General features: G+C 48.0%; 20 protein-coding genes. 7 read left to right on the top strand and 13 right to left on the bottom strand.

Annotated features, from left to right (window positions below; genetic code table 11):
- The first annotated feature begins 9 nt into the window (after nucleotides 1–9).
- Nucleotides 10–489, top strand: coding sequence for a Cys-tRNA(Pro) deacylase (gene ybaK, locus NC980_RS02750; RefSeq protein WP_190379605.1), 480 nt, complete (start codon nucleotides 10–12; stop codon nucleotides 487–489).
- A 101-nt stretch (nucleotides 490–590) separates the two neighbouring features.
- Nucleotides 591–1,592, top strand: a complete 1,002-nt coding sequence (locus tag NC980_RS02745) for a glycosyltransferase family 2 protein (RefSeq protein ID WP_190379604.1) — start codon at nucleotides 591–593, stop codon at nucleotides 1,590–1,592.
- Between the two features lie 417 nt (nucleotides 1,593–2,009).
- Here NC980_RS02745 and NC980_RS02740 read toward each other — a convergent pair whose 3' ends face one another.
- The 4 genes from NC980_RS02740 to NC980_RS02725 form a co-directional block, all read right to left on the bottom strand.
- Nucleotides 2,010–2,501 carry a hypothetical protein gene (locus NC980_RS02740; protein WP_190379603.1) on the bottom strand — a complete coding sequence of 164 codons (492 nt, stop codon included), beginning with the start codon at nucleotides 2,499–2,501 and terminating at the stop codon, nucleotides 2,010–2,012.
- Between the two features lie 20 nt (nucleotides 2,502–2,521).
- Nucleotides 2,522–3,301, bottom strand: coding sequence for a YoaK family protein (locus NC980_RS02735; RefSeq protein ID WP_190379602.1), 780 nt, complete (start codon nucleotides 3,299–3,301; stop codon nucleotides 2,522–2,524).
- Between the two features lie 65 nt (nucleotides 3,302–3,366).
- Nucleotides 3,367–4,185, bottom strand: coding sequence for a hypothetical protein (locus NC980_RS02730; RefSeq protein ID WP_190379601.1), 819 nt, complete (start codon nucleotides 4,183–4,185; stop codon nucleotides 3,367–3,369).
- 393 nt (nucleotides 4,186–4,578) lie between these two features.
- A complete protein-coding gene (locus NC980_RS02725; RefSeq protein ID WP_242027228.1) occupies nucleotides 4,579–5,679 on the bottom strand; it encodes an MFS transporter in 1,101 nt (366 codons plus the stop codon).
- 323 nt (nucleotides 5,680–6,002) lie between these two features.
- On the opposite strand from NC980_RS02725, the gene NC980_RS02720 reads away from it, so the two are divergent.
- On the top strand, nucleotides 6,003–6,476 hold the full coding sequence (locus NC980_RS02720; protein WP_190379600.1) for an NAD(P)H-quinone oxidoreductase subunit N: 474 nt from the start codon (nucleotides 6,003–6,005) through the stop codon (nucleotides 6,474–6,476).
- A 66-nt stretch (nucleotides 6,477–6,542) separates the two neighbouring features.
- Here the strand turns inward: NC980_RS02720 and NC980_RS02715 are convergent, their stop codons facing one another.
- The 3 genes from NC980_RS02715 to NC980_RS02705 all read right to left on the bottom strand — a co-directional run bounded on the left by NC980_RS02715 (nucleotide 6,543) and on the right by NC980_RS02705 (nucleotide 9,689).
- Nucleotides 6,543–6,797: a hypothetical protein gene (locus NC980_RS02715; RefSeq protein ID WP_190379599.1), complete on the bottom strand. Its 255-nt coding sequence runs from the start codon at nucleotides 6,795–6,797 to the stop codon at nucleotides 6,543–6,545.
- 74 nt (nucleotides 6,798–6,871) lie between these two features.
- A complete protein-coding gene (locus NC980_RS02710) occupies nucleotides 6,872–8,044 on the bottom strand; it encodes a M20 family metallopeptidase (protein ID WP_190379598.1) in 1,173 nt (390 codons plus the stop codon).
- A 76-nt stretch (nucleotides 8,045–8,120) separates the two neighbouring features.
- Nucleotides 8,121–9,689: a peptide ligase PGM1-related protein gene (locus NC980_RS02705; protein WP_190379597.1), complete on the bottom strand. Its 1,569-nt coding sequence runs from the start codon at nucleotides 9,687–9,689 to the stop codon at nucleotides 8,121–8,123.
- Nucleotides 9,690–9,773: 84 nt separating this feature from the next.
- Here NC980_RS02705 and NC980_RS02700 point away from each other — a divergent pair, with 84 nt between their 5' ends.
- Nucleotides 9,774–10,331: a 5-formyltetrahydrofolate cyclo-ligase gene (locus tag NC980_RS02700; RefSeq protein ID WP_190379596.1), complete on the top strand. Its 558-nt coding sequence runs from the start codon at nucleotides 9,774–9,776 to the stop codon at nucleotides 10,329–10,331.
- Between the two features lie 90 nt (nucleotides 10,332–10,421).
- Nucleotides 10,422–12,149 (top strand): ATP-binding protein, encoded by a 1,728-nt coding sequence (locus tag NC980_RS02695; RefSeq protein ID WP_190379595.1) that lies wholly within the window; start codon nucleotides 10,422–10,424, stop codon nucleotides 12,147–12,149.
- Nucleotides 12,150–12,205: 56 nt separating this feature from the next.
- On the opposite strand, the gene NC980_RS02690 is transcribed toward NC980_RS02695, so the two are convergent.
- From NC980_RS02690 to NC980_RS02675, 4 genes are all read right to left on the bottom strand, one after another.
- Nucleotides 12,206–14,671: a response regulator gene (locus NC980_RS02690; RefSeq protein ID WP_190379594.1), complete on the bottom strand. Its 2,466-nt coding sequence runs from the start codon at nucleotides 14,669–14,671 to the stop codon at nucleotides 12,206–12,208.
- A complete protein-coding gene (locus tag NC980_RS02685) occupies nucleotides 14,661–17,267 on the bottom strand; it encodes an ATP-binding protein (protein WP_190379593.1) in 2,607 nt (868 codons plus the stop codon). The genes NC980_RS02690 and NC980_RS02685 overlap by 11 nt, the downstream gene beginning before the upstream one ends.
- A complete protein-coding gene (locus tag NC980_RS02680) occupies nucleotides 17,252–18,058 on the bottom strand; it encodes an alpha/beta hydrolase (RefSeq protein ID WP_190379592.1) in 807 nt (268 codons plus the stop codon). The genes NC980_RS02685 and NC980_RS02680 overlap by 16 nt, the downstream gene beginning before the upstream one ends.
- Before the next feature lie 173 nt (nucleotides 18,059–18,231).
- Entirely contained in the window at nucleotides 18,232–19,812 is a 1,581-nt protein-coding gene (locus tag NC980_RS02675) for a glycosyltransferase family 39 protein (protein WP_190379591.1), read from the bottom strand.
- Nucleotides 19,813–20,305: 493 nt separating this feature from the next.
- Between NC980_RS02675 and NC980_RS02670 the strand changes: the two genes are divergently transcribed.
- Nucleotides 20,306–20,644 carry a cupin domain-containing protein gene (locus NC980_RS02670; RefSeq protein ID WP_190379590.1) on the top strand — a complete coding sequence of 113 codons (339 nt, stop codon included), beginning with the start codon at nucleotides 20,306–20,308 and terminating at the stop codon, nucleotides 20,642–20,644.
- An 84-nt stretch (nucleotides 20,645–20,728) separates the two neighbouring features.
- Here the strand turns inward: NC980_RS02670 and NC980_RS02665 are convergent, their stop codons facing one another.
- Complete coding sequence (locus NC980_RS02665; RefSeq protein WP_190379589.1) at nucleotides 20,729–21,490, bottom strand: DUF5602 domain-containing protein; 762 nt, start codon at nucleotides 21,488–21,490, stop codon at nucleotides 20,729–20,731.
- A 434-nt stretch (nucleotides 21,491–21,924) separates the two neighbouring features.
- Between NC980_RS02665 and NC980_RS02660 the strand changes: the two genes are divergently transcribed.
- Nucleotides 21,925–23,055, top strand: coding sequence for an amidinotransferase (locus tag NC980_RS02660; protein WP_190379588.1), 1,131 nt, complete (start codon nucleotides 21,925–21,927; stop codon nucleotides 23,053–23,055).
- A 94-nt stretch (nucleotides 23,056–23,149) separates the two neighbouring features.
- Here NC980_RS02660 and NC980_RS02655 read toward each other — a convergent pair whose 3' ends face one another.
- A complete protein-coding gene (locus NC980_RS02655) occupies nucleotides 23,150–23,866 on the bottom strand; it encodes a DnaJ domain-containing protein (RefSeq protein WP_190379587.1) in 717 nt (238 codons plus the stop codon).
- Nucleotides 23,867–23,923: the final 57 nt, after the last annotated feature.

Genomic DNA, 23,923 nt, shown 5'->3' with positions numbered 1-23,923 from the left:
AAACTACGTATGAAAACGAATGCGGTTCGCGTTTTAGACAATTTGGGCATCACTTATGAACTGAGAGAATACGAGGTCGATCCTGACAATCTAGCAGCGGAAGCGGTTGCAGAAAAAATTGGACTTCCACCCGAACAGGTGTTTAAAACGCTGGTGGCGCGGGGCGATCGCAATGGGATTTGCCTTGCGGTGATTGGGGGTAATATGCAGCTTGATCTCAAGGCGTTAGCAAAATTGTCAGGCAATCGCAAAGTTGAAACAGTACCCCTCAAGGAAGTTCAACCGCTCACCGGATACATTCGCGGCGGCGTAACGGCTCTCGCTTGCAAGAAAGATTACCCAGTTTATGTCGATGAACTGATTGAATTATTTGATGTGATTTCGATTTCTGCGGGAATGCGAGGGCTACAGATTCTACTCGCTCCAAGCGATTACCTTCGAGCCGTGAAAGGAACTGTGGGCGCGATCGCACAAGACAAAGAAATCTAAAACAAAAAATCTAAGACAAAGCAACATAATTCGAGCCAAAATCGTCCTCAAAGGATCAAGATGTCCTAAGCTGAGTCTTGGCTGTGTATTGTTTAGCCTTCATGAAGCCAGTAATTTCTAGTGAATTGTCGAGCGCGCTTGGTTCCACGGTTCAGCCCGATGTTTCGGTCGTGGTTCCGATTTACAACGAAGTGGAGAGTATTCCAAGGTTGATTAGTGCGATTTCCACGAGTTTAAGAGATGCGGCACTGAGCTATGAAATTATCTGTGTGGATGATGGTTCTCGCGATGGCTCAGACGCGCTACTCAAACAACAGGCACAGCTTCGAGATGATCTAAAAGCAGTCATTTTGCGCCGCAATTATGGACAGACTCCGGCAATGGCAGCCGGGTTTGGACAGGCGATCGGCAAGGTTATTGTGACGCTCGATGGCGATTTGCAGAACGATCCAAGCGACATTCCGAATCTGTTAGCCAAGCTGGACGAGGGATACGATCTCGTAAGCGGTTGGCGCAAAAATCGCCAGGACGCTTCGCTAACCCGTGTCTTGCCGTCGAAGATTGCAAACTGGCTGATTGGGCGCGTTACCGGAGTGCGATTGCATGATTATGGCTGCTCGCTAAAGGCGTATCGATCGGAACTCGTTGCCGATATGAACCTGTACGGGGAACTGCATCGGTTTTTACCTGCATTAGCATTCATCGAAGGTGCAAGAATCGCAGAAATTCCGGTAAAGCATCATGCGCGGCAGTTTGGCAAGAGCAAATACGGACTCGATCGCACCTTCCGCGTGGTGATGGATTTGCTGACGGTTTCGTTTATGCGGAAATTTCTCACGCGCCCGATGCACGTTTTTGGACTGTTTGGCTTATTGTCGCTTCTGTCGGGAGTCACGATCGGGCTTTACTTGGTGTTTTTGAAGCTGGGGTTGGGTGAGGATATCGGACAGCGCCCTTTGTTAATTCTTGCGGTTGTATTGTTTCTTGCGGGGTTGAATCTGTTTAGCTTTGGGCTTTTGGCAGAGATTTCGATGCGGACGTATCACGAATCGCAAGGTCGCCCGATTTATCGGGTGCGTGAGATTGTGGGTAAGAAGAACTAAGCGGCTACGAATCCGCTAGCGATTATAGATGCGGGAAGCCCCCTAAATTCCTTATGAGTGGGGGACTTCGAGCAGCGATCGCATCTCTGACTGAATGGGCAAGCTTGTAGAGACAACACCCTTAGTTAACTTTACGAATTGCCAAATTTAAGTCGTGTCCTCGAAGAAATCATCCACACGATTGAGAGGTAACTCCACTTCCTCAAAGTCCCTCACTCGTGGGGGATTTAGGGGGCAGAAGCCGCTTACAACGAAGCAAACCCCTAAACCCCGTGTGCAGCCCTTTGAGATCAAAGCAATTTTCAATACTTAAAGCTCTACACCTTAAAGCTCTACACCTTAAAGCTCTACACCATGGAAAATTGCAGTGAAAAGTTTAGGGGCGAACATCGATCGATGCGAAAACCTCAACTCATATCAATCCGCGCTCTTTTCGACTGCTTTTTCCGCCGATTCAATTGTGTCTGCAACTTTCGCGTCAGGAACTTTTGCGGCAGATGCCTTCATCGCTTTTTCTGCTTTCGCCTTACCGCTGGTCATGAAGAACTCTTTCTTCTGCATAAACAGTTCCCGCTTCTGCGCTGGAGTCAGCGATGTGAAATATTCTTTGGGAACTGACTTCATCATCATGCCTACTTGACTTTTCTGCGCTGGAGTCAGCGCCACCGACTTAAACGCTTTCTTCAAGCTCGTTCCATTGGCGATCGCCTCCTCAAGCTGAGTTTGCTGATCTGGAGTCAGAATCTTTTCCAGTTCAGGTACAATCTTCGCTTTCAGCTCAGTGTACGGATCAACGGTTGCAGCAGGCGCATCCGCAGACAACATGGGAGTCGCTTGAGCAACAGGCGTGATTGCAAAACTTGCAACTAGCATCACGCAGGCAAACATAGACACTAACATTCGTTTCATAGTTCCATTTCCTCGTTTTGTTAAACATTTTGAGTTTTTGCAGCCTGAATGTAAGCAGCGACTGCCAGCATACTCACAATCAGCAAGGGCATCGAGAGACACCAAAACTCTGCCGATGGCACAAAATAGGCTGCTCCGGTTCCTCCTAGAAAGAATCCAACCAGCAGGGGCGACGTGCGCCTCAGTTTTACGATCGCCTCTGCTGCCTCGGCTTTCGCTTCTTCGGTCTGTTTGGAAAGTTTTGCGCTGAAATATTGCACTAGATCGATCGTAAACTGCGTAAAGTTTCCGGTCATTACCGTGGTTGGAAAATAGCCCGTAAACGAAGAAGCTGCTTCTTTCATCAAGGCATTTTGAATTCCCATCGCCATCACGCCGGTCGCCGCGATCGGAAACAGCAAGTCATCCTGAGCATCAATAATCAGGGTACTAGAGTATTGCAATCCGACCATTATGAAGATAGCGAGGGCGATCGCTTCTGCGCTCAGTAACACTGGTAACACTGCCCATCCGCGCTTGCGACACAGTCGCCCTAGCAACGATGTCTCCATTACAGACAGCATAAAGATCGGCAACATCGAGAGCCGAAGCAGCGTCGTGAGAGGGCCAGAACTGGCGAAAGCGGAACCTGCTAAGGCAATATTTCCGGTGACGTGAGCGGTAAAGATGCCAAACAAGCTAATAAATGCAGCCGTATCGACGAATCCAGCTACCCAACTGAGTAAAAATCGGGCAGGCGCATCACTAATTAGAAAGGCGCTGAGGCTGAAGGATTCCTTTTCAGGTACACTGACAGTCATAGGGAAATCTCTTTGAGATGCAAGGGAAAATAAGGTGGGTACGCATACCGGTAGAAGTCAGCATCTTATGATGCTTCTGAATCCTTGCTAGGTTTTTTCACTTCTGCGGGCAAGATACTCACCACATTGTAGAGATGCTGCTCAACATCTACTAGCCCAGCGACTTCTGCGTCTAAGGTATCAAATTCAGCGGGCTTTTCTCCTTCTGCAAAATCAGCCGTACAGTTCCAGTTTGCAAGTAGTGCAACATCGGCACTGTCAGTGCTATTTAACAAGATGACAGACTGAGGATTAGGCTGTTTTAGCAGCGCAGCAGGGATTAGTTTTTCAGCGTTGGCGACCACTTTAGCCTGATCGGCTGAAGATTTCAGTTTGAATTCGCTAAACTCAACCACAGCTTCTTTCCCTTTGACCGTTGGCACAAGATTCTCGCGTGCAGTTTGAGCTTTGCCGACTTGAAAAATTACGGTGCGGAGCGGTGCGATCGCAGGCGTTTTCTCTTTTTTGGTGTCTTTGGCTGATTCTGCAGGGTCAGGCGGCGCGATCGCGGCTTGATAGCTCTCCGGATCTTTCCACTGAGACAGAGCAATGGTGCGGGTTCCGTCGTCGCTTTGCAGCAGAGCCGCACTATTAAAACCTGGTGTTTTTTTGTAGGTTTTGATGCTCTTAAGCGATTTGAGGGTGGATTTCTGAGTGGTCGGAGTGGTTTCGTAAATTGCGACGACGTTGATTGCAGTTGCACCGGGATCAAACGCGATCGCTTTGGCGACTTTTGAGGCTTCTGCACGAGTGGGAAATCCGAGTAGAACGCTAAAACTCAGCAGCAGCGCCAACACGATCGCGCTGAACTTACGATCGAACTTCGCCCTAAACAAACTGCTCATACCGCTATTTTTCTCCATTCTATGTAGCTGAAGGTAGGTTTCGATGAATACGATCGGACATGGCACACCTTTCAAGAACAACGCTTTCTCCATAAACATCGGTGAGCTTACGCTCGTAAGCCCGCAAAAAGGAGAATATATTAAGGTCGTCAAGCCTTATCTATATCTACGAATCGTTCACAAAAATGTAGCTCAAACTACTAATTTAAGTATCACTACGAGCAGTTCGATTCCATAGTTTTTCAGATTCAGCAATCTTTAAGAAAAAACGAATATTTCTGCTAATAAAATGCTCTTTTAGCGATTCTAGATCTACCTAAAACGGCAAGCACTATCATTATCTAAAGTAAAATTCAGCTATGTTCTATAAGATTAAAAAGTATTGCTGTTTCTTTAATTTGAATTTGTAAGTTGCCAGCCATAAACAAACAGCCAAGAGCCGATCGCGCCGCCCATGAAGAAAATCACCATGTAAATTGTGGTAAGGCGATTGTGAATCTCGACCGGTAAGCTGTAGATTCTGGCTTTATTGGAGATGTGTCCGGTCTGAGTCCCCAGATCGAGCAAAATTGCACCTAAAATTAGTCCCCATAGCGTCATGTAAAACTGACACAGAACCAGTAACGCAACAGCAAATAGTCCAATCGCAATTTTCAGAGTTAAGCGTGGACTGGTGCACTCGGTGATTTGTCCCAGCCAAGGGGATGCCGTTGCGCTAATCATGCCAACTAAGCCAAATAATCCAGCGACTTCGCTATGAAATTCAAACGGTGGACGCTCTAGCAAAAACGGTAACACTGCCCAAAACCCGCTGTACGACGCAAATAAAACACCACCTGCGATCGATCGCTGTCTTAATGCAGAATGTTCGGCAAACAGCAGCGGTAATGAGCGCAATAAACCCAGATAAGACACTTCGATCAGGGCAGGAATTACAGATGGCAACTGTTTGAGTAACACGACTCCTAACGTGACCATCAATGCGGCTGCAATCCAGAATATCGATCGCCAACCGAAGGTGCCACCCACTAATCCACCTGCCACCCGACCGAGAATGATGCCAACGAGTAAGCCGCTCATCACCGTTCCCACAATTCGCCCTCGTTGCTCTGCATCTGCTAACTGTGCGGCAAAGGGAATCAGCAACTGAGGCACAACCGCCGTTAGCCCGATCGCACAACTCGCTACAAGTAGCCCATTTAATCCCGGTGACAGTGCTGCCAGAACGAGCGCGATCGCATTTAGACCGCTTAATCCAACAATTAACTTACGTCGATCGCGTCGATCGACCAACGGCACAAACAACAGTAATCCAACCGCATAGCTAATCTGCGTCAAAGTTGGAACGCTACTTACCTCAGCAGACGAAATCTGCAAATCAGCGCTGATTAGTGCTAATAGCGGCTGATTGTAATAAAGGCTACCAATTGCAATGGTGCAAGCGATCGTCATCAGCCAGAGCGTGTTTTGCCGAAGAACGGTAGCTGAATTCATAAGCTTTTCCAGTAGAAGGCAATTTTATCGCTAGAGCATACTGTATACACTATTTTATAGCTGTGTATTCTAACACCGGACAACAAATCGAATACCGTATACAATCAATCAGTTTTCGAAAAGTTTCACCCATCTGAAGGTGGGGAATCGAACTTTTTGGAGCGCGATCGGAACGACACAATTCATCCCGCCACCCACAAACTTATGACAGGAATAGAGATTCTTGAAGGTTTGAGGGGAAATAACCCACTAAAATATCAATGGATGCTTTGCGTCTCTTAATATTGTTTGTAAATACCGTTGTTTAGGAAGGTTCGGGCGACATGGCACTTCTCACCACTGGCGGACAATTGATCAAAGACCTTGAAACCCACGGCGCGATCGCTGCCTATGTGCCGCTAGAAGGCGGATTTGAAGGTCGGTATCGCCGCAGAATTCGCGCATCGGGCTACAAGTCGCTCAGCATTAGCGCAAGAGGACTGGGCGATGTCGCTGCCTATTTGACCGGAGTGCATGGTGTTCGTCCGGCACACTTGGGTAAGAAAAGCACTGGCTCTGGGGCAGCAGTCGGAAATGTCTGGTTTGTTCCGCCGATCGTCACCACGCAAATTGCCCAACTGCCCCCAAAATCGAAGGGCTTGCTGCTCTGGATTATCGAAGGGCACATTTTATCGAGCCAAGAGCTTGAATATTTGGCAAATCTGCCCAAAATTGAACCGCGTGTGAAGGTTGTGGTCGAAGTGGGCGGAGAGCGCTATTTCCGTTGGACACCGCTCACTCAAGTCATTGCTGCATAGCGCGATCGCGATTGTCCCTATCCCCAAAAACCTCCAATTTCTTCAAGAGATTGGAGGTTTTATCTTTTAAAGTTCTCCCGGCGAATCCGGCTCTACAGTTACACCCTCTAAACTCACAGCGACCGGTTGATCTTTAACTAAGTCACTGAGTTCGTGAAACTCAATCCGCATATGGTTGCAGGCTTGTTTTAGCTGCGATCGAAATCCTTCTAAATCTGATCCATAACCACAGAGATCTGCGGCTGTTTCAATCCCTTGTTTTGCATTTGCTCTGGCGCAATCGACTAAATCTAATCCGGTTAAACGAGTGGGAGAAGCCATCAGACACTCCTAAAATCAATGTAATTAGTGTGCGAGATAAATGCTCGATCGAGACTCCCCCACGAGAAAGAATTTTAAGATTGCCAATAGCGATAAGCTGCACACGCCATTGTGACGACTCCAGTGACGATAGCGGTTTCATCCACTTCAAACTGCGGATGATGCAGCGGATAGTTTTTGCGATCGGGATATCCCACACCCAAGCGAAACATACTGCCCGGAGCGTGCTGCAAATAGCAAGAAAAGTCTTCTGCACCCAGGGAAGGTTCGGGGATGATTTGAACGCTTTCGTTTCCCCAAACTTCTCGCGCCGACGATTCGAGCAAGCTTGTCAGCTTCGCGTCATTCTGTACCGAGGGTGTCCCTCGCCGATAGCTCATTTCATACTTTGCGCTGTACATCTCGCAGACCTTCGAGACAATGTTTTCAATCCAGGTCGGTAGCACTTCGTTGGTTTCAGGATGCAGCGATCGTACCGTTCCCGACATCGTGACTTGATCAGCAATCACATTCGGGGCGCGTCCACCGCTGATTTTTCCGATCGTTAACACCACAGGACGTAGCGGATTTTGAGTCCGACTAATCGCTTGCTGCAAGCTGGTAATAACTTGAGACGCGATCCAGATGGCATCGATCGCTTCGTGCGGACGTGCGCCATGTCCAGATTCACCCATAATCGTGAGTTCTAAGTCATCCGCTGCTGCGGTCAAAGCGCCATATCGAATGCCAATTTTGCCCGCCGGAATGCTGGGAAATACATGCACGGACAGAATCGAATCGACATCATTCATCACCCCATCTTCGACCATCCACTGAGCGCCCTGGGCGATTTCTTCCGCAGGCTGGAACAAAAATCGGATTTTGCCCGGCAGCGGCACCCCCAGTTGAGAAAGTACCATCGCGGTTCCAAGCCCCACCGTGGTATGCACGTCATGACCGCAAGCGTGCATAATTCCAGACTGACGCGAGGCGAATTCCAGCCCAGTCCGCTCTTGAATTGGCAGCGCGTCCATATCTGTCCGAATTGCCAGTAATCTTGGATCGTCGCCGCCGTCGAGTTCTCCCACAACTCCGACTTTACCGATCGCTTCTTTAACGTGCAACCCACAGGACGAGAGCACCCCCGCAACATAGGCAGCAGTTTGATACTCTTGTCCACTCAGTTCAGGATGGCTGTGGATATGGCGACGAATTTCAATTAGGCGCGGAGCGAGCGAAACGGCTAAATCTTTGATGCGGTCTTTCATGATGAATGGTCGATCGTACTTTTCCCAATGATAAAACCTGTCCCTCAAAAGATCCGGCACATTCGATTTGATGCTGTTAATAGCCGCTATTCCAGCGCATTGCTGAGATGTTCTGCAAATCGATCGAAGGTTTTGTTTCATCGTCGATCGCTTTCACCACGCGGCGATACAGATCTTCGGCTTGCTGCGGTGAGTTGCCAATGCTAGTTAATCCCAATTTGCCAAACTCAGATAAGCATCCCATCAAGTGAAAGACTGTTCCCGTTTCTGTACTTGTATCGAAGTGCAAACCATAGTGCGCGATGATATCCATCAAATCATTGGGTAATAACCCACAGTATTGCGGTTTCTGTAAATTATCGGTTGCCATATAGTATTTGGGTCGTCCGTGCTGGCTATAAAACAAGCCGCTGGATAAGTCATAGCGTCCGTTGGTCAGGAATTTCAGCGTCATAAACGGATGCGTGGTTCCGCCCTTTCGCAAGTTGATTTCGATCGCATGAAATTCCCACTGATCCTCGCGCTTAACCGCAACAAAATCTACTCCAAATCGCTCTAGTGCGCCTTTTGCCGCTAAGGTTCGACCCACTTGTAAACTCATATCCTGAATCCGCATTCGGTAGGATTCATCGGCTGGGAACCGACAACCTAGATAGATTTGCCCACTAGGTCCACCAAGAATTTGATCGTGAGTTGAGAGAATTTCAACTTCGCCATCTGGAGTGACGCGACCCTGAACGCTGGGTGAAAGTTTATGCTCACCTTCGATAAAGGCTTCTGCGATCGCGCCCAACTCCGGAATGCGACCCCCGTAATTCTCCCAAGTTTCAGTTTTTGCTTCAAATTTGAGATGAGCAAAGCGATCGTAAATCTTACTGACGCGCTGTTCGTGCGAGATGACTCCGGGCTTGTATTCTCCCAAAGGTCGCAGGTCAAAGAGTGCGTTTCCTTCGCCGGAAAACCCTTCGTTTAACTTGATCACAATGCGTTGCAATTCGGGATTGCGCTCCCACAACTCGGCTGTCGCTACAGCAAGATCTTTTGCAGTCCAAACCAGTTCGCTGCCGTCTGGGTGTGGCACTCCACTTTCTGCAAAAATTTGCCGACTACCGCTTTTTGTGCCCCAGTTTAGTAATACGGGATCAAGTGCATATAGTGGAATGTTTAACTGAATCGATAAGTCGCGTTCAACAGTGGTTGAGTTATAGCAGATCATGTAAGCGCGATCGGGATTGACCGCTTGCCGGATGCGATCGAGCAATCGCGGTCGATCGAGAATTTTTTGGCTGAGGGGTTTGAGCGATGAATCATAAGCTGAAAGCAGCAGCAAGCGATCGCGAGCATGGGAAAATGGAATTCCCGGCAATAGCTGTAGATAATAATCAATCACGCTAGGGTGAATCGGTTGCGAGGTGACATAAACTAACCGAGTCCGAGGGTTTCGCAAGCGAATCAGCGAGAATAATAGCCGCTCTTCATAGTGTAAAAAGCCTTCGATCTTAGATAATTCTCGCTGATCGATACTGAGTGACGGAATCACAATAATATCGGCTTCACTGGTGTCAAACTCAACAACATTGCGCCAACGCTCGCGTAGTTGCGTTTGCAGGTGCTGAAACTGAATGGTCGGGTCAAGCACGTTCATAAAGAGAAGTTCCGCGATCGACGTATATCTGCAATCATATCTACTGAAATTACGACAAAGCCGAATTAGCAATGAACAGTAAAAATGTATAAATCAGAGTTGCGTAAAATCTATCTCCAGAAACGTCGATCGCTCTGTCTTCAGGAATGGGAAGCGAAAAGCAAACAGATTTGTGAACACCTCAAAGCCTGCGATAGCTTGCGTTCTGCAAAAACTGTTTTATCGTACTGCAGCGTTCGTCAAGAGCCAGATTTACAAGAACTGCTGACAATCCCGAAAGTGTGGGGATTGCCCCGCTGTGTGGAAAAAACATTACTGTGGCACGTTTGGACACCCGGAAGCCTACGATCGGGCAACTTCGGTATCCCAGAACCTGATCCAGACAGTCCAACGCTTGAGGCTGAGCAAGTAGATTTAATCTTAGTTCCCTGTGTAATGTGCGATCGACGGGGGTATCGCCTGGGTTATGGAGGCGGATTTTACGACCGAATGCTCAGCCAACTCCAATGGCAAGGCAAAGCGACGATCGGCGTTTTGTTTGATGTTGCCGTGATAGATAAATTGCCGATCGATCCCTGGGATCGACCATTAGATGCAATCTGTACAGAATCAGGATTGATTAACACTTGTAGAAGCAGTTAGCCTTGCAACCGCCATCAACTCTTAAGGAATTGCTAAATCCCTCCCAGTAGGAATGCCTTTCGGGGCGGCGCAAATCATAATGATCTTGAAGTGATTAAGTTAAAGGATCGCGTGAACGGAGATGAGTTTATCGAGCAGATTCAGGATGTGCAAAAGCAAGTTGCTGAACTGCAACAAGACGCTGAACAATTGCCCCTCAAGCAGAAAAGCAGGCTGACAGAATCTCTAGAGCGCTTAACCAGTGCTCTAAGAGATTTGCAAGTCGCTGAGGAAGCAATTCAGCTTTTGCTGTCTGCGGTACAACAATCGCGGGATTCGATCGTCATTACGACCGCCCATCTCGATCCCCCTGGCCCTGAAATGGTCTACGTGAATCCCGCCTTTACAGAAATGACAGGCTATACCGCAGAAGAAGTGTTAGGCAAAAATCCGCGGTTGCTGCAAGGAGCGCACACAGACCGAGCAGTGCTTGATGCCCTGCGGCGCGAAATTTCTCAAGGCAGACCCTTTCACGGTGAGGCGATTAACTATCACAAAGACGGCAGCGAATACTACGTCGAATGGAACATCACACCAATTCGCAATAGTCAGCAAGAAATCACGCACTTTGTCGCCATTCAGCGCGATATTACCGATCGTAAGCGCTACGAAAAAGAACGCGAACAGCTTTTAGCTCAAGAACAAGTCGCCCGCGATGCCGCAGAAGCCGCCAACCGGACGAAAGACGAGTTTCTGGCGACGCTTTCACACGAATTGAGAACGCCGCTGACTCCCATTCTTGGCTGGTCAAAAGTCCTGAGAACACAGCAACTTTCAGAAGCCAACACTCAACAAGCGCTCAAAACGATCGAAGAAAACGCCAAACGCCAAGCACAACTGGTCGATGATTTACTCGATTTAGCCCGGATTGTGCGCGGTAAGCTGACGCTGAACTTTACCTCGGTTCCCTTGATTGAAGCGATCGTCGCCGCACTCGAAACCGTTCGGCTGGCTACCGAGGCAAAATCGATTCAAATTAAAACAGATTTAGATGCAACGATCGCGCCGGTGATGGGCGATGCCGGACGGCTGCAACAAGTGATCTGGAATCTGTTGTCGAATGCAATTAAATTCACGCCGATCGGGGGTCAGATTAGAGTGACATTATCGCGGGTCGATCGCACCGCTCAAATCCAAATCAGTGATACCGGACAAGGGATTGATCCAGAATTTTTGCCGTTCGTGTTCGATCGCTTTCGCCAGGAGGATAGTTCAATTACTCGTCAGTTTGGCGGGCTAGGTTTGGGACTATCGCTCTGTCGTCAGTTGGTCGAAGCGCATGGCGGCATGATCCGGGCTGAGAGTGCAGGCATTGGACAGGGTGCAATCTTTACTGTTCAATTGCCGCTTGTGATCGATTCACACTCTGTGAAAACCGCTATGCTTGCATCGTCAAAGCCAAACTTGAAGGGGCTTCGGGTGTTAATTGTTGAGGATGATATTTCGACCCTGCAATTCCTTGCCTTTATCGTTCAGCAAGAAGGCGCGATCGTGACCGCAGTTCCCTCACCCCAAGCTGCACTTGATGAATTTGAGCGATCGTCGTTTGATCTGCTGATCAGCGATATCGGAATGCAGGGAATGGATGGATTGACCTTGCTGCGACAGATCCGCGCCTTTGCAGAGGATCTTCCAGCGATCGCGCTGACGGCTTATGCGACTGAGAGCCATCGCGAACAAGCGCTATCAGTCGGATACAACGAGCATTTATCGAAGCCGATCGAGCCAGAAAGACTGAGGCAAACGATCGCAACTGTTTTGGAACCCCAAGACCTTTAACGATCAACACTCCAAAAGATGCGAAGAACACTTCCCACATATCGCGTCTTTCACACCTATCTCTGAGAAGCTTTATCCAGCATTTTATGGAGTACCTTCAGCAATTCCTCCGCTGTATAAGGCTTTGATAGAAATGAATCGACACCGACACTGGCAACATCCGCTATGGTGTTACTTAACATCAAACCACTCGTAGCAATCACCCTGACATCAGGATTCATTTTTCTCAAGGTGCGAATCGCTGTTGCTCCATCCATTGCAGGCATCATTAGATCCATCAAGATCACGGCAATCTCTTGCTTGTGCTTCGCGTAGAGCGAGATTGCTTCAAAGCCATTGCTTGCCGTTAACACACGATAATTCTGCTCTTCTAAAATCGCTTTAGTAACATCTTGAATCGACGATTCATCATCCACGACTAAAATGACCTCACCCGATCCGGGAAGCAAATCTAGAGAAGCCATTGAGGAGATAGCCTTATCTCCAGTGGTCGGTAAGTAAACTCTAAAGCAGGTTCCTTGACCCATCTGGCTATCTATCTCAATGAATCCTGCATGACTTTTGATAATTCCTAACACGGTTGAAAGTCCTAAGCCAGTTCCTTTGCCGACTTCTTTGGTGGTGAAAAATGGGTCAAAGATGCGATCGATCACTTCCGGTGGAATTCCTGTTCCCGTATCCGAAACTGCAGTCATCACGTAGTTTCCCATTTTCGCATCAAGCTGGATGCGGGCATGAGATTCATCAATGAAAACATTGCTAGCAGCAATGGTGAGTACCCCACCATCAGGCATTGCATCACGAGCATTGATACAAAGATTCATCAACACCTGATGCAGTTGGGTGGCATCTGCATAAACGAGGTTGAGCATTGAGGAGGGCAGATCAACCTGAACGGTGATCGACTTCGGAAAGGTGCGGTTGGCGATTTGCTCAATCTCTCCCAGTAAATGCGCCACCTGAACGGGGGTGCGTCTTCCTTCTGTGCCTCGTGCAAATGACAGCACTTGTTTTACTAAGTCAGCCCCGCGTTTCGCGTTTGCTTCGACCGTTGTGAGCAGTTTCCGAGTGCGATCGTCGAGATTAGGAAACTTCAGCGGCAACAGTTGGGCTGAGGCTAAAATCGGGGTGAGAATGTTATTGAGATCATGGGCAACACCACTGGCGAGGGTTCCAATACTTTCTAAGCGCTGGGCCCGCAGAAATTGAGCTTCCAGCAGCTTTTTCTCGGTAATATCGGTATCAACTGTCAAAATCGATTTTGGTGTACCTGATTCGTCACGCACAAGCGTCATCCGGCTCAGCACCATGATTGCTTTGCCTGACTTGGTCGCTTTCTGAACTTCTCCTTGCCACGATCCCTGCTCAAACACCATTTTAAGCACAGTTTCAAACTCCTGGGGTTGAAGGTGGCTCAACAATTCAGGTGCCGTTTGTAGTTCTGCTTGTGACCAGCCGTAGAGTTGTTCTGCGGATTGATTCCAAAATAGAATGTGATTCTGTAAGTCGCGAGCATAGATCGCATCAGAGGCAACATTCAGCAGTGCCACTTGCTCTCGGATGATTTGCTCAGCGCGTCGCCGCTCGATTAGCTCATTCTGGGTGCGCTCATAGAGTTCCGATTGTTGAATTGCAATCCCTAACTGAGTTGCTAGTTGCTGAAGTAGCGTTGTCTCGATCGCTTGCCACTCTCGCGGACTGGAACAGTGATGCGCGATTAACAATCCCCACAAATAGTTATTTTGCAGAATTGGAACTATTAAGTTGGCTCGAACTTGAGCCTGTTCTAAAAGTTCAATGTGACAAGCACTTAAGCCTGCTTGATAGATATCGGGCTTCGCGCTGGTTTGACCGTGTTGATAATAAGCGACGTAATGTTCGCTAAAGCAAGAATCGCGAAAATCAGTCAAGAGGATAGATTTCCAGGCAGGATCAACCGATTCGGTCACAATTCGTCCACCCCAATCGGACTCAAAGCGAAGAATCACAACGCGATCGCTGTGCAAAAACTGCCGCACCTGCTCAACGGTCGTTTGCAACACTTCATCGAGCTTGAGCGATCGACGAATGCCCTGAGCAATTTCTCCGATTAAGCGCTCTTGGGCAATTTGATGTTGAAGTTGCTTGGTGAGATTTTGTAATCGCAGTTGAGTTTTGACGCGGGCTAACACTTCTTCGCACTGCAAAGGCTTGGTGATAAAGTCAACTGCCCCTAAATCAAACCCCCTAACCTTGTCTACGGAATCCGTTAGCGCGGTGAGAAAAATAATCGGAATGGTGCTGGTATCTGCGTTTGCTTTCAGACGGCGACAGGTTTCAAACCCATCCATTCCGGGCATGAGAATGTCGAGCAGAATCAAATCTGGATGAGCGTAGTTTGCTTTGTCGATCGCGCTTTCCCCATTCTCAGCAACTAACACCCGAAAACCGGAGTCTCCCAACAAATCAAACAACACCTCTAAATTGGTAGGGGTATCATCGACGACCAGTATTGTTCCTTGCTCAGTCATTTTAGAGTTCATGGCTACCCTTCTGATAGCGTTTAATCAATTCCAGAATTTGCCGTTCTTTAAATCCTTGCGCGAGGTGCCGAAGCTGCGCTGCAAACGGAACCCATTCAGGATTTTGCTGTTCTAAATGAGTGGCTTGCTCAAGGATTCCTTTGAGATCACCCATTCTGGCGAGATTGAGGAGCGCGTCGAGTTCGGTCTGAGGGGGGGCAGTCAGCGTTTTTGCTGGGTCTTGCGCGATTGCCACTTTCACAAGAGACTCTGTTTCCGCTTCGTACTGCCACTCTAGATTGAGATGAGTTTGAAGTTGAGTCAGCAGTTCTGCTTCTCGAACGGGCTTAGGAACAAAACCATTACAACCTGAAGCTTGGCTTGCTTGCTGGTTATAGCCAAAAACACTGGCAGATGTGGCAATCACGATCGTATCGCGGATCTCGGAAGATTGACGGATTTGTCGCACTGCCTCAAACCCATCCATCACGGGCATAACGAGATCGAGCAAAATGACATCCGGTTTGAACTGGTGCGCTTTTTGCAGCCCTTCTTGACCGTTTTCGGCTTCGATCAGGTTAAATCCGAGCGGTTCTAACAGGTGCACCAGAATCGATCGGTTTGCCCACTGATCGTCTACAACTAACACGGTGCGAGATCTGCCCGCATACCCCACAATGGCGCGTTGATTCGAGAGATACCGATTCGATTCAAGCGATCGGAGTTCTATTTTCGGCAAGTCTAACTCAAACCAGAACGTGCTGCCTTTGCCGGGTGTGCTTCTAACCTGCACTTCTGAACCCATAATTTTCACCAGTTGCCGACTAATCGAAAGTCCTAATCCGGTGCCTTCGGTTTTGCGATCGTTGTCTCCGACCTGCTGAAACGGCGAAAAAATCACTTCTAGCTGTTCTGGAGCAATTCCAATTCCGGTATCCTGAATCTCAAAGCGAACTTTTGCACTTTCAACTGAATTCTCAACAACACTGACCTCAAAAAGCACACCGCCAACTTCGGTAAACTTGACAGCATTGCCTAGAATATTGAGCAAAATTTGGCGCAGCCGCTTTTCATCGGCACAGACAAATTCGGGCAGCGGCGACAAAGTTTGATAGGTCAATGTAATTTTCTTTTGCTCAGCGCGAACTCGACAGATATCCGCGATCGCCTCCAAAAACGCAGGAAAATGCAGATCTGTCGGCGTAAGCTCCATTCTCTGAGCTTCGATTTTAGACAAGTCGAGTAAGTCGTTAATCAGAGTCAGCAAATGTTCTCCGCATTGTCGAATCGTGACGAGTCCCTTTTTCTGAAGGTCATTCAGGGCGCGGTCTTTTTCTAAAATTTGGGCATATCCCAGAATGCCGTTGAGCGGGGTGCGGATTTCGTGGCTCATATTGGCTAAAAATTCACTCTTAGCACGGGTTGCAGATTCCGCCAGTTCTCGTGCCGTCTGCATTGCCTGTTCTGCCTGCTGGCGCTCTGTAATGTTGTCGAGTACCCACAAGCGACCGGGCACATCGTGTACCTGAGTCGGCGTACTGGAAAGGCTCAGCACGAGCGCGTCCGGTTGACTAAACAGCCAGTGCCAATCGCGAATTTCGGCATCAGGATGGGCAAACAATCCAGCCGATTGCGCCGTAATTTCAGCTTGATTATCGGCATTTAGACGCAGTGCAATCATTGCTTGAGCAATCTCACTCGGCTCCACCGCACCAGGATTTAACTTCAGATAGCGCGCTGCGGTTTGGTTGATCCATCCCTGTTCGCCGCTTTCATCCATAAAGACAATTCCTTGAGGAATCGTTTCCAGCATCGCTTCAAATCGAGCTTGCAGCTTATCAAACCGCAGCGTTAGGTCTTGAAATCTCAGCAGATTACTCAATCCACCCCGCAGAGATTCAAGGAACTGCTTCAAGAATGCAGAAGGTTCAACGCGCCGATCCCACATCAGCAGAATGGCACCTTTGACGTTTTCAAGCTGCTGCAACGGTAACACCGCAATTGATCGCACTCCCTGTGCTAACAAAGCCGGAGAAGCTTGAGGCACCGAGGCATAATCTGGGTAGCAAAGGCATTGGTCTTGGACGATCGCTTCCGCAAATAAGGTCGGCGTTGTCAACTGAACAGGCAGCGCTGTAGCCGGTAATGCCACCAGCACCTCAGCCGTGACCTCATCCAACTGACGCAACGCGATCGCGCCTGTCGCTCCGACAAGCTCCTTCAGCCGAAACAGTGTGCCCGTCATCGCCTGTTCTGGGGTCATCGCCGCTTCATCTTGAATCAGCGATGCCAACATTGCCTCAGATGCCCATTGCCATTCTTGCCGCAAAAGGTACGATCGCACCCCCACCCCCAACACCCCCACCAATCCCAACGCCACGGCTTGCTGGGGCAACACTTCAGGGTTCAACAAAGCTCCAAAACCAAGTAAACCAATCCACTGAGATCGCGGTAACAACACGCAAAGCGCGAACCATATTGGGGCAGCAAGCAAAACAAAAGACGCTTGCACCAACAGTTCTAATCCCAATCCAGCCGCCATCATTGCCAAAATCAAAGGTGCAACCGTCGGAAGTCGTTCAGGAGAACGATCAAATCGGGTTAAACGGTAAAACATTCTGCCAGTGTTCTTGTCACCAAAGCGGGCGCACTGAGATGTGGAAGATGCCCCTCTGCATCAATGTGAATGAGTTCAGCTTGAGGAATTTTCTCTGCCATATATCTGCCAACTTGGGGCGGTACCGCAATGTCATTGTTTGCCTGAAGGATTATTGTTGGCACGTTGAGCTTGGGAAGTTCAGCGCGGTGATCCGACTGAAAAATGACCCGCGCTACGGATTGTGCAACATCGGGACGAATGGCAGAGAGCGATGTGGCAAACTCGATCGCTAGCTCTGGGCGCTCTGGGTTCCGCATTGCCAAGGGTGCAAAGCCACTCGCCCAAGCATAGTAATTGGTTGACATTGCCGCATACAGGGCATCGAGATCGAATTGCTCAAATCCCCCAATATAGTTGTCTGCTGGATCATTCAAATATCGAGGGGACGCACTAATCAACACCAATTGACGAAACCGTGCTGGATCAAGCAATGCCGCCAGCATTCCCACCATGCCGCTGACCGAATGCCCCACAAAAATCACATCGGTTAACCGCAGTTCTGCACAAAGTTCCAGCACATCTTCAGCGTAGCTGTACAAAGACCGATAGCGACGAGGGCTGTAGGCGTTCATATCCGATCGACCCGCACCAATATGATCAAACAAAACGATGCGATAGAACGGTTCAAATGCCGCAACCTGATTACGCCAAGCGGTCTGATCCGTGCCAAATCCATGAGCAAACACCAAGGTTTGTTCACCTTGACCAATCACCTGAGTATGATGGCGATCGAGAACCCGACTCATCATCTGCAACTTCCCTCCGGTTTTGGGGTCACGCCATTTCCATCATGACACCGCCCGCTAAACAGGTTGGGAGTCTTAGCATTACTCAATAAAGTGGCATGACGACTTAACGATCGTACAGTCACGGTATCAAAACAGTTACCAAGCACACTAATCGGTCATGGTATGAGGATATATTACTTGTCTGAAGCAATACGATAGATAGCATAGCTCTCACTTGTCTGAACCTGTGGAAAGGTGCGATCGATATATCCAGCCAGTTCTGGATTGTTTTTCCAAATCTTTTCTTTTTGAAAATGAACGACTCCCAAATATTTAGCGCCTTTGCTTTCAAGCTCCTTCAGCAGTGAAACTGACTTTCTGCCATCATTGAGGTCGTCTTCTGCCCACCACACCACCCCTTTCCACGCAGGCGGAAATGTCCATCCTTTTCGTTGACTGTAGTAAATAGCGATTGGATTACCAATTTGAGGTCCTACAGTCACAACCAGATCGTTTGGCTGCGTTACCTTGCGAAGTGCTAATCCCAACTCATATCCCTCTCTTAGATAGTTTGAAGAGTTGCTTCCTGTCCAATACTTTAGGCTGTAGTAGGAATTTCCAGCAACAATGAGAAATGTAATGAGTAGGAATGCGATCGACCCCTTGATTCCGACAGCTCGATGAATCGCAGCAGTTGTCACGACCAAAGCACGGGCGACCAAGGCTGCGGCGGCTGGATGAAGAATATTGAGATTGTGGGGATTATCAATTAACTGTTTAGCACCAATTAAGTAATAGAGGGCGATCGCAAAAATCCACCAGTGGAAAACCCAGGGCAATTTATTGCTGTTGGAGGCTTCGGAGCTTCCAGGAGGACGAAGAAATACCCCAACTGCAACAAGAGCCATCAAAGGATAGGTCCAGAATTCTTTTAGGCTGCCATAAAGTCGGCGAATGTAATAACCCTTCTCTAGCCATTGATTTAACCCGTCATTCCAAACAAAGTTACCAGCCGCCGCAATATGATAGGGAGGATAGGTTCGAGAAACATAACCTGCCCACAGATAGTAAGCAACGACAGGAATGAGTGCTATTACAGCAGCAATCCCAATATAAGAAGCTTGTTTAATCGGAAAAGGGCGCTTACGGCGTAAGATTGTTATTACTGCATAAAGTATTGGAATTCCAAGAAAAATCCCTGTTATTTTGGTTAGAATACCAAGCATTGCAACAAGGCTAGTGATGATCAAGTAGCGGATGCGTTCAGTTTGCAAAAATGCCACCAAAAGCCAAAAGCTTGTGACCATCAATGAAACCATCACCGGATCAGGCAAGAAAGCGCGATCCACATAGATACTTCCCGGAAAAATCGCCAAAATAGTCGCACTAATAATGGCGTGTTTTTGATCCCAGGCTCGATAAACTAACTGATAAAGCGCAAAGATGCTCAATAGTCCGAATGAGATTGCTACTACACGCGCAACCCAGTCATGCTGTCCAAAGATGCGGTATAACTGAGCTGAAATGTAAGTAACGGTCTGAAATTCATATCCAACAAAGCTGGGTTCAGAACCATTCCAGCTGATAGCGGGATAGAAAATGTTCCAGTTCCACCGATAAAAGTTATCAGCTATCGTTGCAGTATCAGTCTCTCGCCAACTAGCAGGGCTGATAAAAGGTAAATCAATGCGATAAAGACGAATGGCAGCAGCAGTAAATAGAATAGTTATGAGCGGATAAGAACTATTAGGCTTGGAAAGCAGTTTTTGAAGCATCAAAACTCCTATTCATCATAAATAGATAGATGGGTTAAGTAGAGCTTTAGCGTTAAGCAAAAGATAGAAAACCCAGCCACACAGCATTACAAAATTTACTAATGCTGCTGATCTCACGTCGATTCAAGCTTCTACTTTTTTCGCAATTTTGCCCTCTAGAGTATCACACCCAATCTAGTTTGGCATTCTGCGATCGACAGCACAGTCATGCAACCCTGAAAAACTCGCTTAATTATTGCTGCACTACTTGTATCAATGGCTGTCCGTACACTAATCCATGCTGATCAGGTAAGTTTTTTCGCCTTGCCTGGAATCGCAGAAACAGGTTCGGAAGTCACTGGCACATTGCAAGACAAGGAGGTCTAATCTTTGCAAGAGAGGGCACGTTTACCGGAACTGCTGCAGAAGCTGTCCTTGTAGAAACGATCGACCCAAAGCAAGAGGTATGTCTTCCTGATGCATTTTAGGCTGATCGCATCATTGAGGAATCCTTATGACAGACACTAGCGTTAAAAAAGTCGATGCTCAGTTCTCACCAACAGGCGAAATGGGGCAGAAGTACCTCGCCTCTGGTAAAAGCCTTTCAATGCGCTTGTGGGAGAACGAGCCACCTGCGGAAGCCAAGCCTGCGACTCAACGGGAGTATGAAACGGTTGGATATGTGATTCAGGGTAAAGCCGAGTTGCATCTTGAGGGACAAATGGTGCTTCTAGAGCCAGGAAATTCTTGGGTCGTGCCTAAAGGTGCAAGCCATAGCTACAAAATTTTGGAATCGTTTACCGCGATCGAGGCAACCAGTCCGCCTGCTCAAGTGCATGGGCGCGACGAGTAAAAACTGGCTGTTGTTGCACAGCACTACAGCCAAGCTGTGCAACAACAAAGTGCCACAACCAAGTAGATTACCCTGCATCATTTCTTACTGAACGAACTTACTAAGCGAAATGCGGAACTGATGAGCCTGAGAGTCGTAGCTCATACTATATTGGCGAGGATATCTTCCAGGTGTAGAGTAGCGAACAGGACGAGCGATCGTCTTCTGGAAGGATTGACGTTGGTCAAATGCCGCTTTGCTAATCATTGGCTCTAAGAAATTCATTTTTCCGTTGTAGAAGCCATAGATGAACGTGTGGTTAAACCCGTGCGGCGCACCCTGAAATTCATCCGATTTAGGATCAATCCAGTGCGATCCCTGTCCCGGTTCAGCACTGTCGGGAGCCATCACATAGCCCGCTGGAATGAACCGAGCATCTGGCTTGATGTAAGCCCGTTCCGCATCCTTCCCGATTGCAGTAATGCGCCGACGTGCAGCTTGTGAAATGGTATAGAAATGCACATCAAAGTGGGGAGTGCCATAGATGGGTGCTGGCGGATGTCCCTGGGGATTCCAGTTCAGCCCGATGTGAGTGAATGGAGTCGTGCGGCTTGCTTGACGTGGCAGGGCTAATTCAATCTCAGTCATGGTTGTGGGCAAGTCAGACAGTGCGGATTCTGAGAGAATTACACCTAATTCGGAAACGCGCCTCCGATTGTCTAATGCAACATAGGAACGAGCAGTTCCCTGCCCGATCGACTGAGGAGTCCCTTGCACTATGGTGTTTGCGTGAACGGCATTGATGCTCACGACGAGTAACATCAACAGCCCAGAGATAAAAATCCCAAGTTTATGTGATTTCCTCATTATCTTTCTCCAGTTTCAGATAAAAATGCTTCAACCCCCTGACAAGCCAATGAAATCTATTTTTCATCGCAACTGTCTCTTAGCGCTACTGATTTTCACAAAGCGTTAAGTATGCCGGGGCGTTGTATGAATTAATGCCCTAAGAATGCGGGCAAAAACAATCAAGCGATCGCTCGTTATCTAGAGATTCGACCTGATACAGTAAACAGAACTGATACAAAAAGTTGGGTTCAACAGTGGATGAAATGACAGAGAAAACAGAGAAGCGACTCGATTGAATCGTTAGCGGAGTTGGGTATTAGCGACAGACATACCGACAGATATACATACTGTCCTGCAAGTAGAAAAATTCTTGTTTTTTAGGTAAGTTTTTTTTAGGTAAGTTTCTGAAAGTAGAAAGAACTGTGCGTTCCTAAATCCTTAACGAAAAAAGCATGACCGAAATCACTTCCTCGCAAAGCATCAAGAACAATTCACACCAACAACCATCGACTTGTCCCGTTAATTCCTACAATTCCTGGGATCCACTAGAAGAAGTCATTGTGGGACGATTAGAAGGTGCAACGATTCCCCCTAGTCATCCCGCTGTTACCTTTAATATTCCAAAAAAATCCGCTAGATTGCTCAAAATTTTTGGCGGGATGCCTTATCCAAGGTTTTTGATTAAACGGGCACAAAAGCAGCTCGATGAATTCATTCACATTCTGCAAGCAGAAGGCGTTACCGTCCGTCGCCCTGACGTTCTCAATTTTTCTGCGACCTACAAAACGCCCTATTGGTCTTCACGGGGTCACTGTGTTGCCTGCCCTAGAGACGGCTTTATCGTCATCGGCAACGAAATTATCGAAACGCCAATGGCATGGCGATCGCGCTTCCTTGAAGGCTATGCGTATCGATCGTTGTTCCAGGAATACTTTGCAAAGGGAGCACGCTGGACTGCTGCGCCTAAGCCGATGTTGCTCGATGATCTCTACGATTACACCTACACAGTTCCCGAATCGGGTGAACCAATGCGGTATGTGATCAACGAATCTGAACCCGTCTTTGATGCTGCCGATTTTATTCGCTGTGGTAGAGATATCTTTGTGCAGCAAAGCAATGTGACAAACCTTGCAGGCATTACCTGGATGCAGCGACACCTAGGCGATCAGTACCGCATTCACATCATTCAAACTAAGTGTCGGACACCGATGCACATTGATAGTACCTTTATGCCTCTGGCTCCGGGTAAGCTACTGATCAATCCTAACTATATTGATCCTGAAACTCTGCCATCCATGTTTAAGTCGTGGGACATTATCATTGCACCCCCACCTGAACCAAATCCGGGACAGCTATCAAGTTATGTCTCCCTGACCAGTAATTGGATCAGCTTAAACATGCTGATGTTGGATGAGAAACGAGTCATTGTCGAAAAGAATCAAACCTCAATGATGAAGACGCTGAAAGAATACGGATTTGAGCCAATTCCCTGTCCATTTCATGAGTATCCAGCCTTCGGTGGTTCGTTCCACTGTGCGACTTTAGATGTGCGGCGACGAGGGACGCTACAGTCTTATTTCTAAACAAGATTTAGCGATGTCAATTCAAGGCTGTAGGAGATTGCCCTAGCTAAATTTCTTCTTAGCGTTTTTTATAAATTTACAGCTTTCCAGTTGACTAACGCGGAATCTCTCGAACCGCAGCTTGAGCTTCTCGGCGCAGTCCTTCTGCAATCCGAAACAGTTCCCGACCATTGCGAAGATGATGGTCATCGTAGTTATAGGTGAAGTAACTTAGTTCGTCGATGCCATCGCTTAGTTGATTCAGGCAGTAATAGAGATTTGCGGCTGCATTTGCGGCGCTGGGAGGGTTAGGGAGCGATCGAAAGGTTTGTTGCGCCTTTGCTAACAACTCTTGACACTCTTCTAAATACGTCTGAAAATTTTTCATCAATTCATCATCAAACGGATCAGCAGCGAGTTCGTTGATCTGCGATTTCAGTGGACGAATGATTTGATTCAAGAGACGATTGACAGACGTATGGAGTTTTAGCCAGAGTTTTAGCTGCTGATCTGCATGTTGTTCCGCTTCTCGCTGCTTACGGTACTGGGCTTGTGCCTCTTCCGTGCGTTGGCGGCGCGATCGTAGCTCTGCTTCAGACAATCCCGCCTCTAGATAGCGAAGCTGCTGATCATACGATCGCCGCCTCTGCGGATCGCCCAGCACCTCGTAAGCTGCGTTGATTCGAGAAATCTTCTCGTGACTTGAGGTAGCACGATTGCTATCGGGGTGAAACTCTTTCGCCAACCGTCGATAGGCTTGCTTGATCTCGGTTTGGGTCGCCGTCGGATCAAGGTCGAGAATTTGGTAGTGGGTGAGGGTGTGAGTTGCCATACGCTCATTCTAAAAGGCGTATGGGGTGAGGGACTAGGGACTAGAGAAACGCTTTTT

Origin of the sequence: Leptolyngbya sp. AS-A5 (assembly GCF_039962495.1) — a bacterium.
Classification (GTDB): domain Bacteria; phylum Cyanobacteriota; class Cyanobacteriia; order Leptolyngbyales; family Leptolyngbyaceae; genus Leptolyngbya.
This window is presented reverse-complemented; position numbering and strand designations above follow the sequence as displayed.

Bases quoted from the DNA above. Each gene is read 5' to 3' on its own strand.
- NC980_RS02685 (WP_190379593.1), bottom strand. From the start codon at position 17,267: ATGTTTTACCGTTTAACCCGATTTGATCGTTCTCCTGAACGACTTCCG.
- NC980_RS02670 (WP_190379590.1), top strand. From the start codon at position 20,306: ATGACAGACACTAGCGTTAAAAAAGTCGATGCTCAGTTCTCACCAACA.
- NC980_RS02715 (WP_190379599.1), bottom strand. From the start codon at position 6,797: ATGGCTTCTCCCACTCGTTTAACCGGATTAGATTTAGTCGATTGCGCC.
- NC980_RS02730 (WP_190379601.1), bottom strand. From the start codon at position 4,185: ATGAGCAGTTTGTTTAGGGCGAAGTTCGATCGTAAGTTCAGCGCGATC.
- NC980_RS02745 (WP_190379604.1), top strand. From the start codon at position 591: ATGAAGCCAGTAATTTCTAGTGAATTGTCGAGCGCGCTTGGTTCCACG.
- NC980_RS02680 (WP_190379592.1), bottom strand. From the start codon at position 18,058: ATGATGAGTCGGGTTCTCGATCGCCATCATACTCAGGTGATTGGTCAA.
- NC980_RS02655 (WP_190379587.1), bottom strand. From the start codon at position 23,866: ATGGCAACTCACACCCTCACCCACTACCAAATTCTCGACCTTGATCCG.
- NC980_RS02705 (WP_190379597.1), bottom strand. From the start codon at position 9,689: ATGAACGTGCTTGACCCGACCATTCAGTTTCAGCACCTGCAAACGCAA.
- NC980_RS02690 (WP_190379594.1), bottom strand. From the start codon at position 14,671: ATGAACTCTAAAATGACTGAGCAAGGAACAATACTGGTCGTCGATGAT.
- NC980_RS02710 (WP_190379598.1), bottom strand. From the start codon at position 8,044: ATGAAAGACCGCATCAAAGATTTAGCCGTTTCGCTCGCTCCGCGCCTA.
- NC980_RS02735 (WP_190379602.1), bottom strand. From the start codon at position 3,301: ATGACTGTCAGTGTACCTGAAAAGGAATCCTTCAGCCTCAGCGCCTTT.
- NC980_RS02720 (WP_190379600.1), top strand. From the start codon at position 6,003: ATGGCACTTCTCACCACTGGCGGACAATTGATCAAAGACCTTGAAACC.
- ybaK (WP_190379605.1), top strand. From the start codon at position 10: ATGAAAACGAATGCGGTTCGCGTTTTAGACAATTTGGGCATCACTTAT.
- NC980_RS02660 (WP_190379588.1), top strand. From the start codon at position 21,925: ATGACCGAAATCACTTCCTCGCAAAGCATCAAGAACAATTCACACCAA.
- NC980_RS02700 (WP_190379596.1), top strand. From the start codon at position 9,774: ATGTATAAATCAGAGTTGCGTAAAATCTATCTCCAGAAACGTCGATCG.
- NC980_RS02675 (WP_190379591.1), bottom strand. From the start codon at position 19,812: ATGCTTCAAAAACTGCTTTCCAAGCCTAATAGTTCTTATCCGCTCATA.
- NC980_RS02740 (WP_190379603.1), bottom strand. From the start codon at position 2,501: ATGAAACGAATGTTAGTGTCTATGTTTGCCTGCGTGATGCTAGTTGCA.
- NC980_RS02665 (WP_190379589.1), bottom strand. From the start codon at position 21,490: ATGAGGAAATCACATAAACTTGGGATTTTTATCTCTGGGCTGTTGATG.
- NC980_RS02725 (WP_242027228.1), bottom strand. From the start codon at position 5,679: ATGAATTCAGCTACCGTTCTTCGGCAAAACACGCTCTGGCTGATGACG.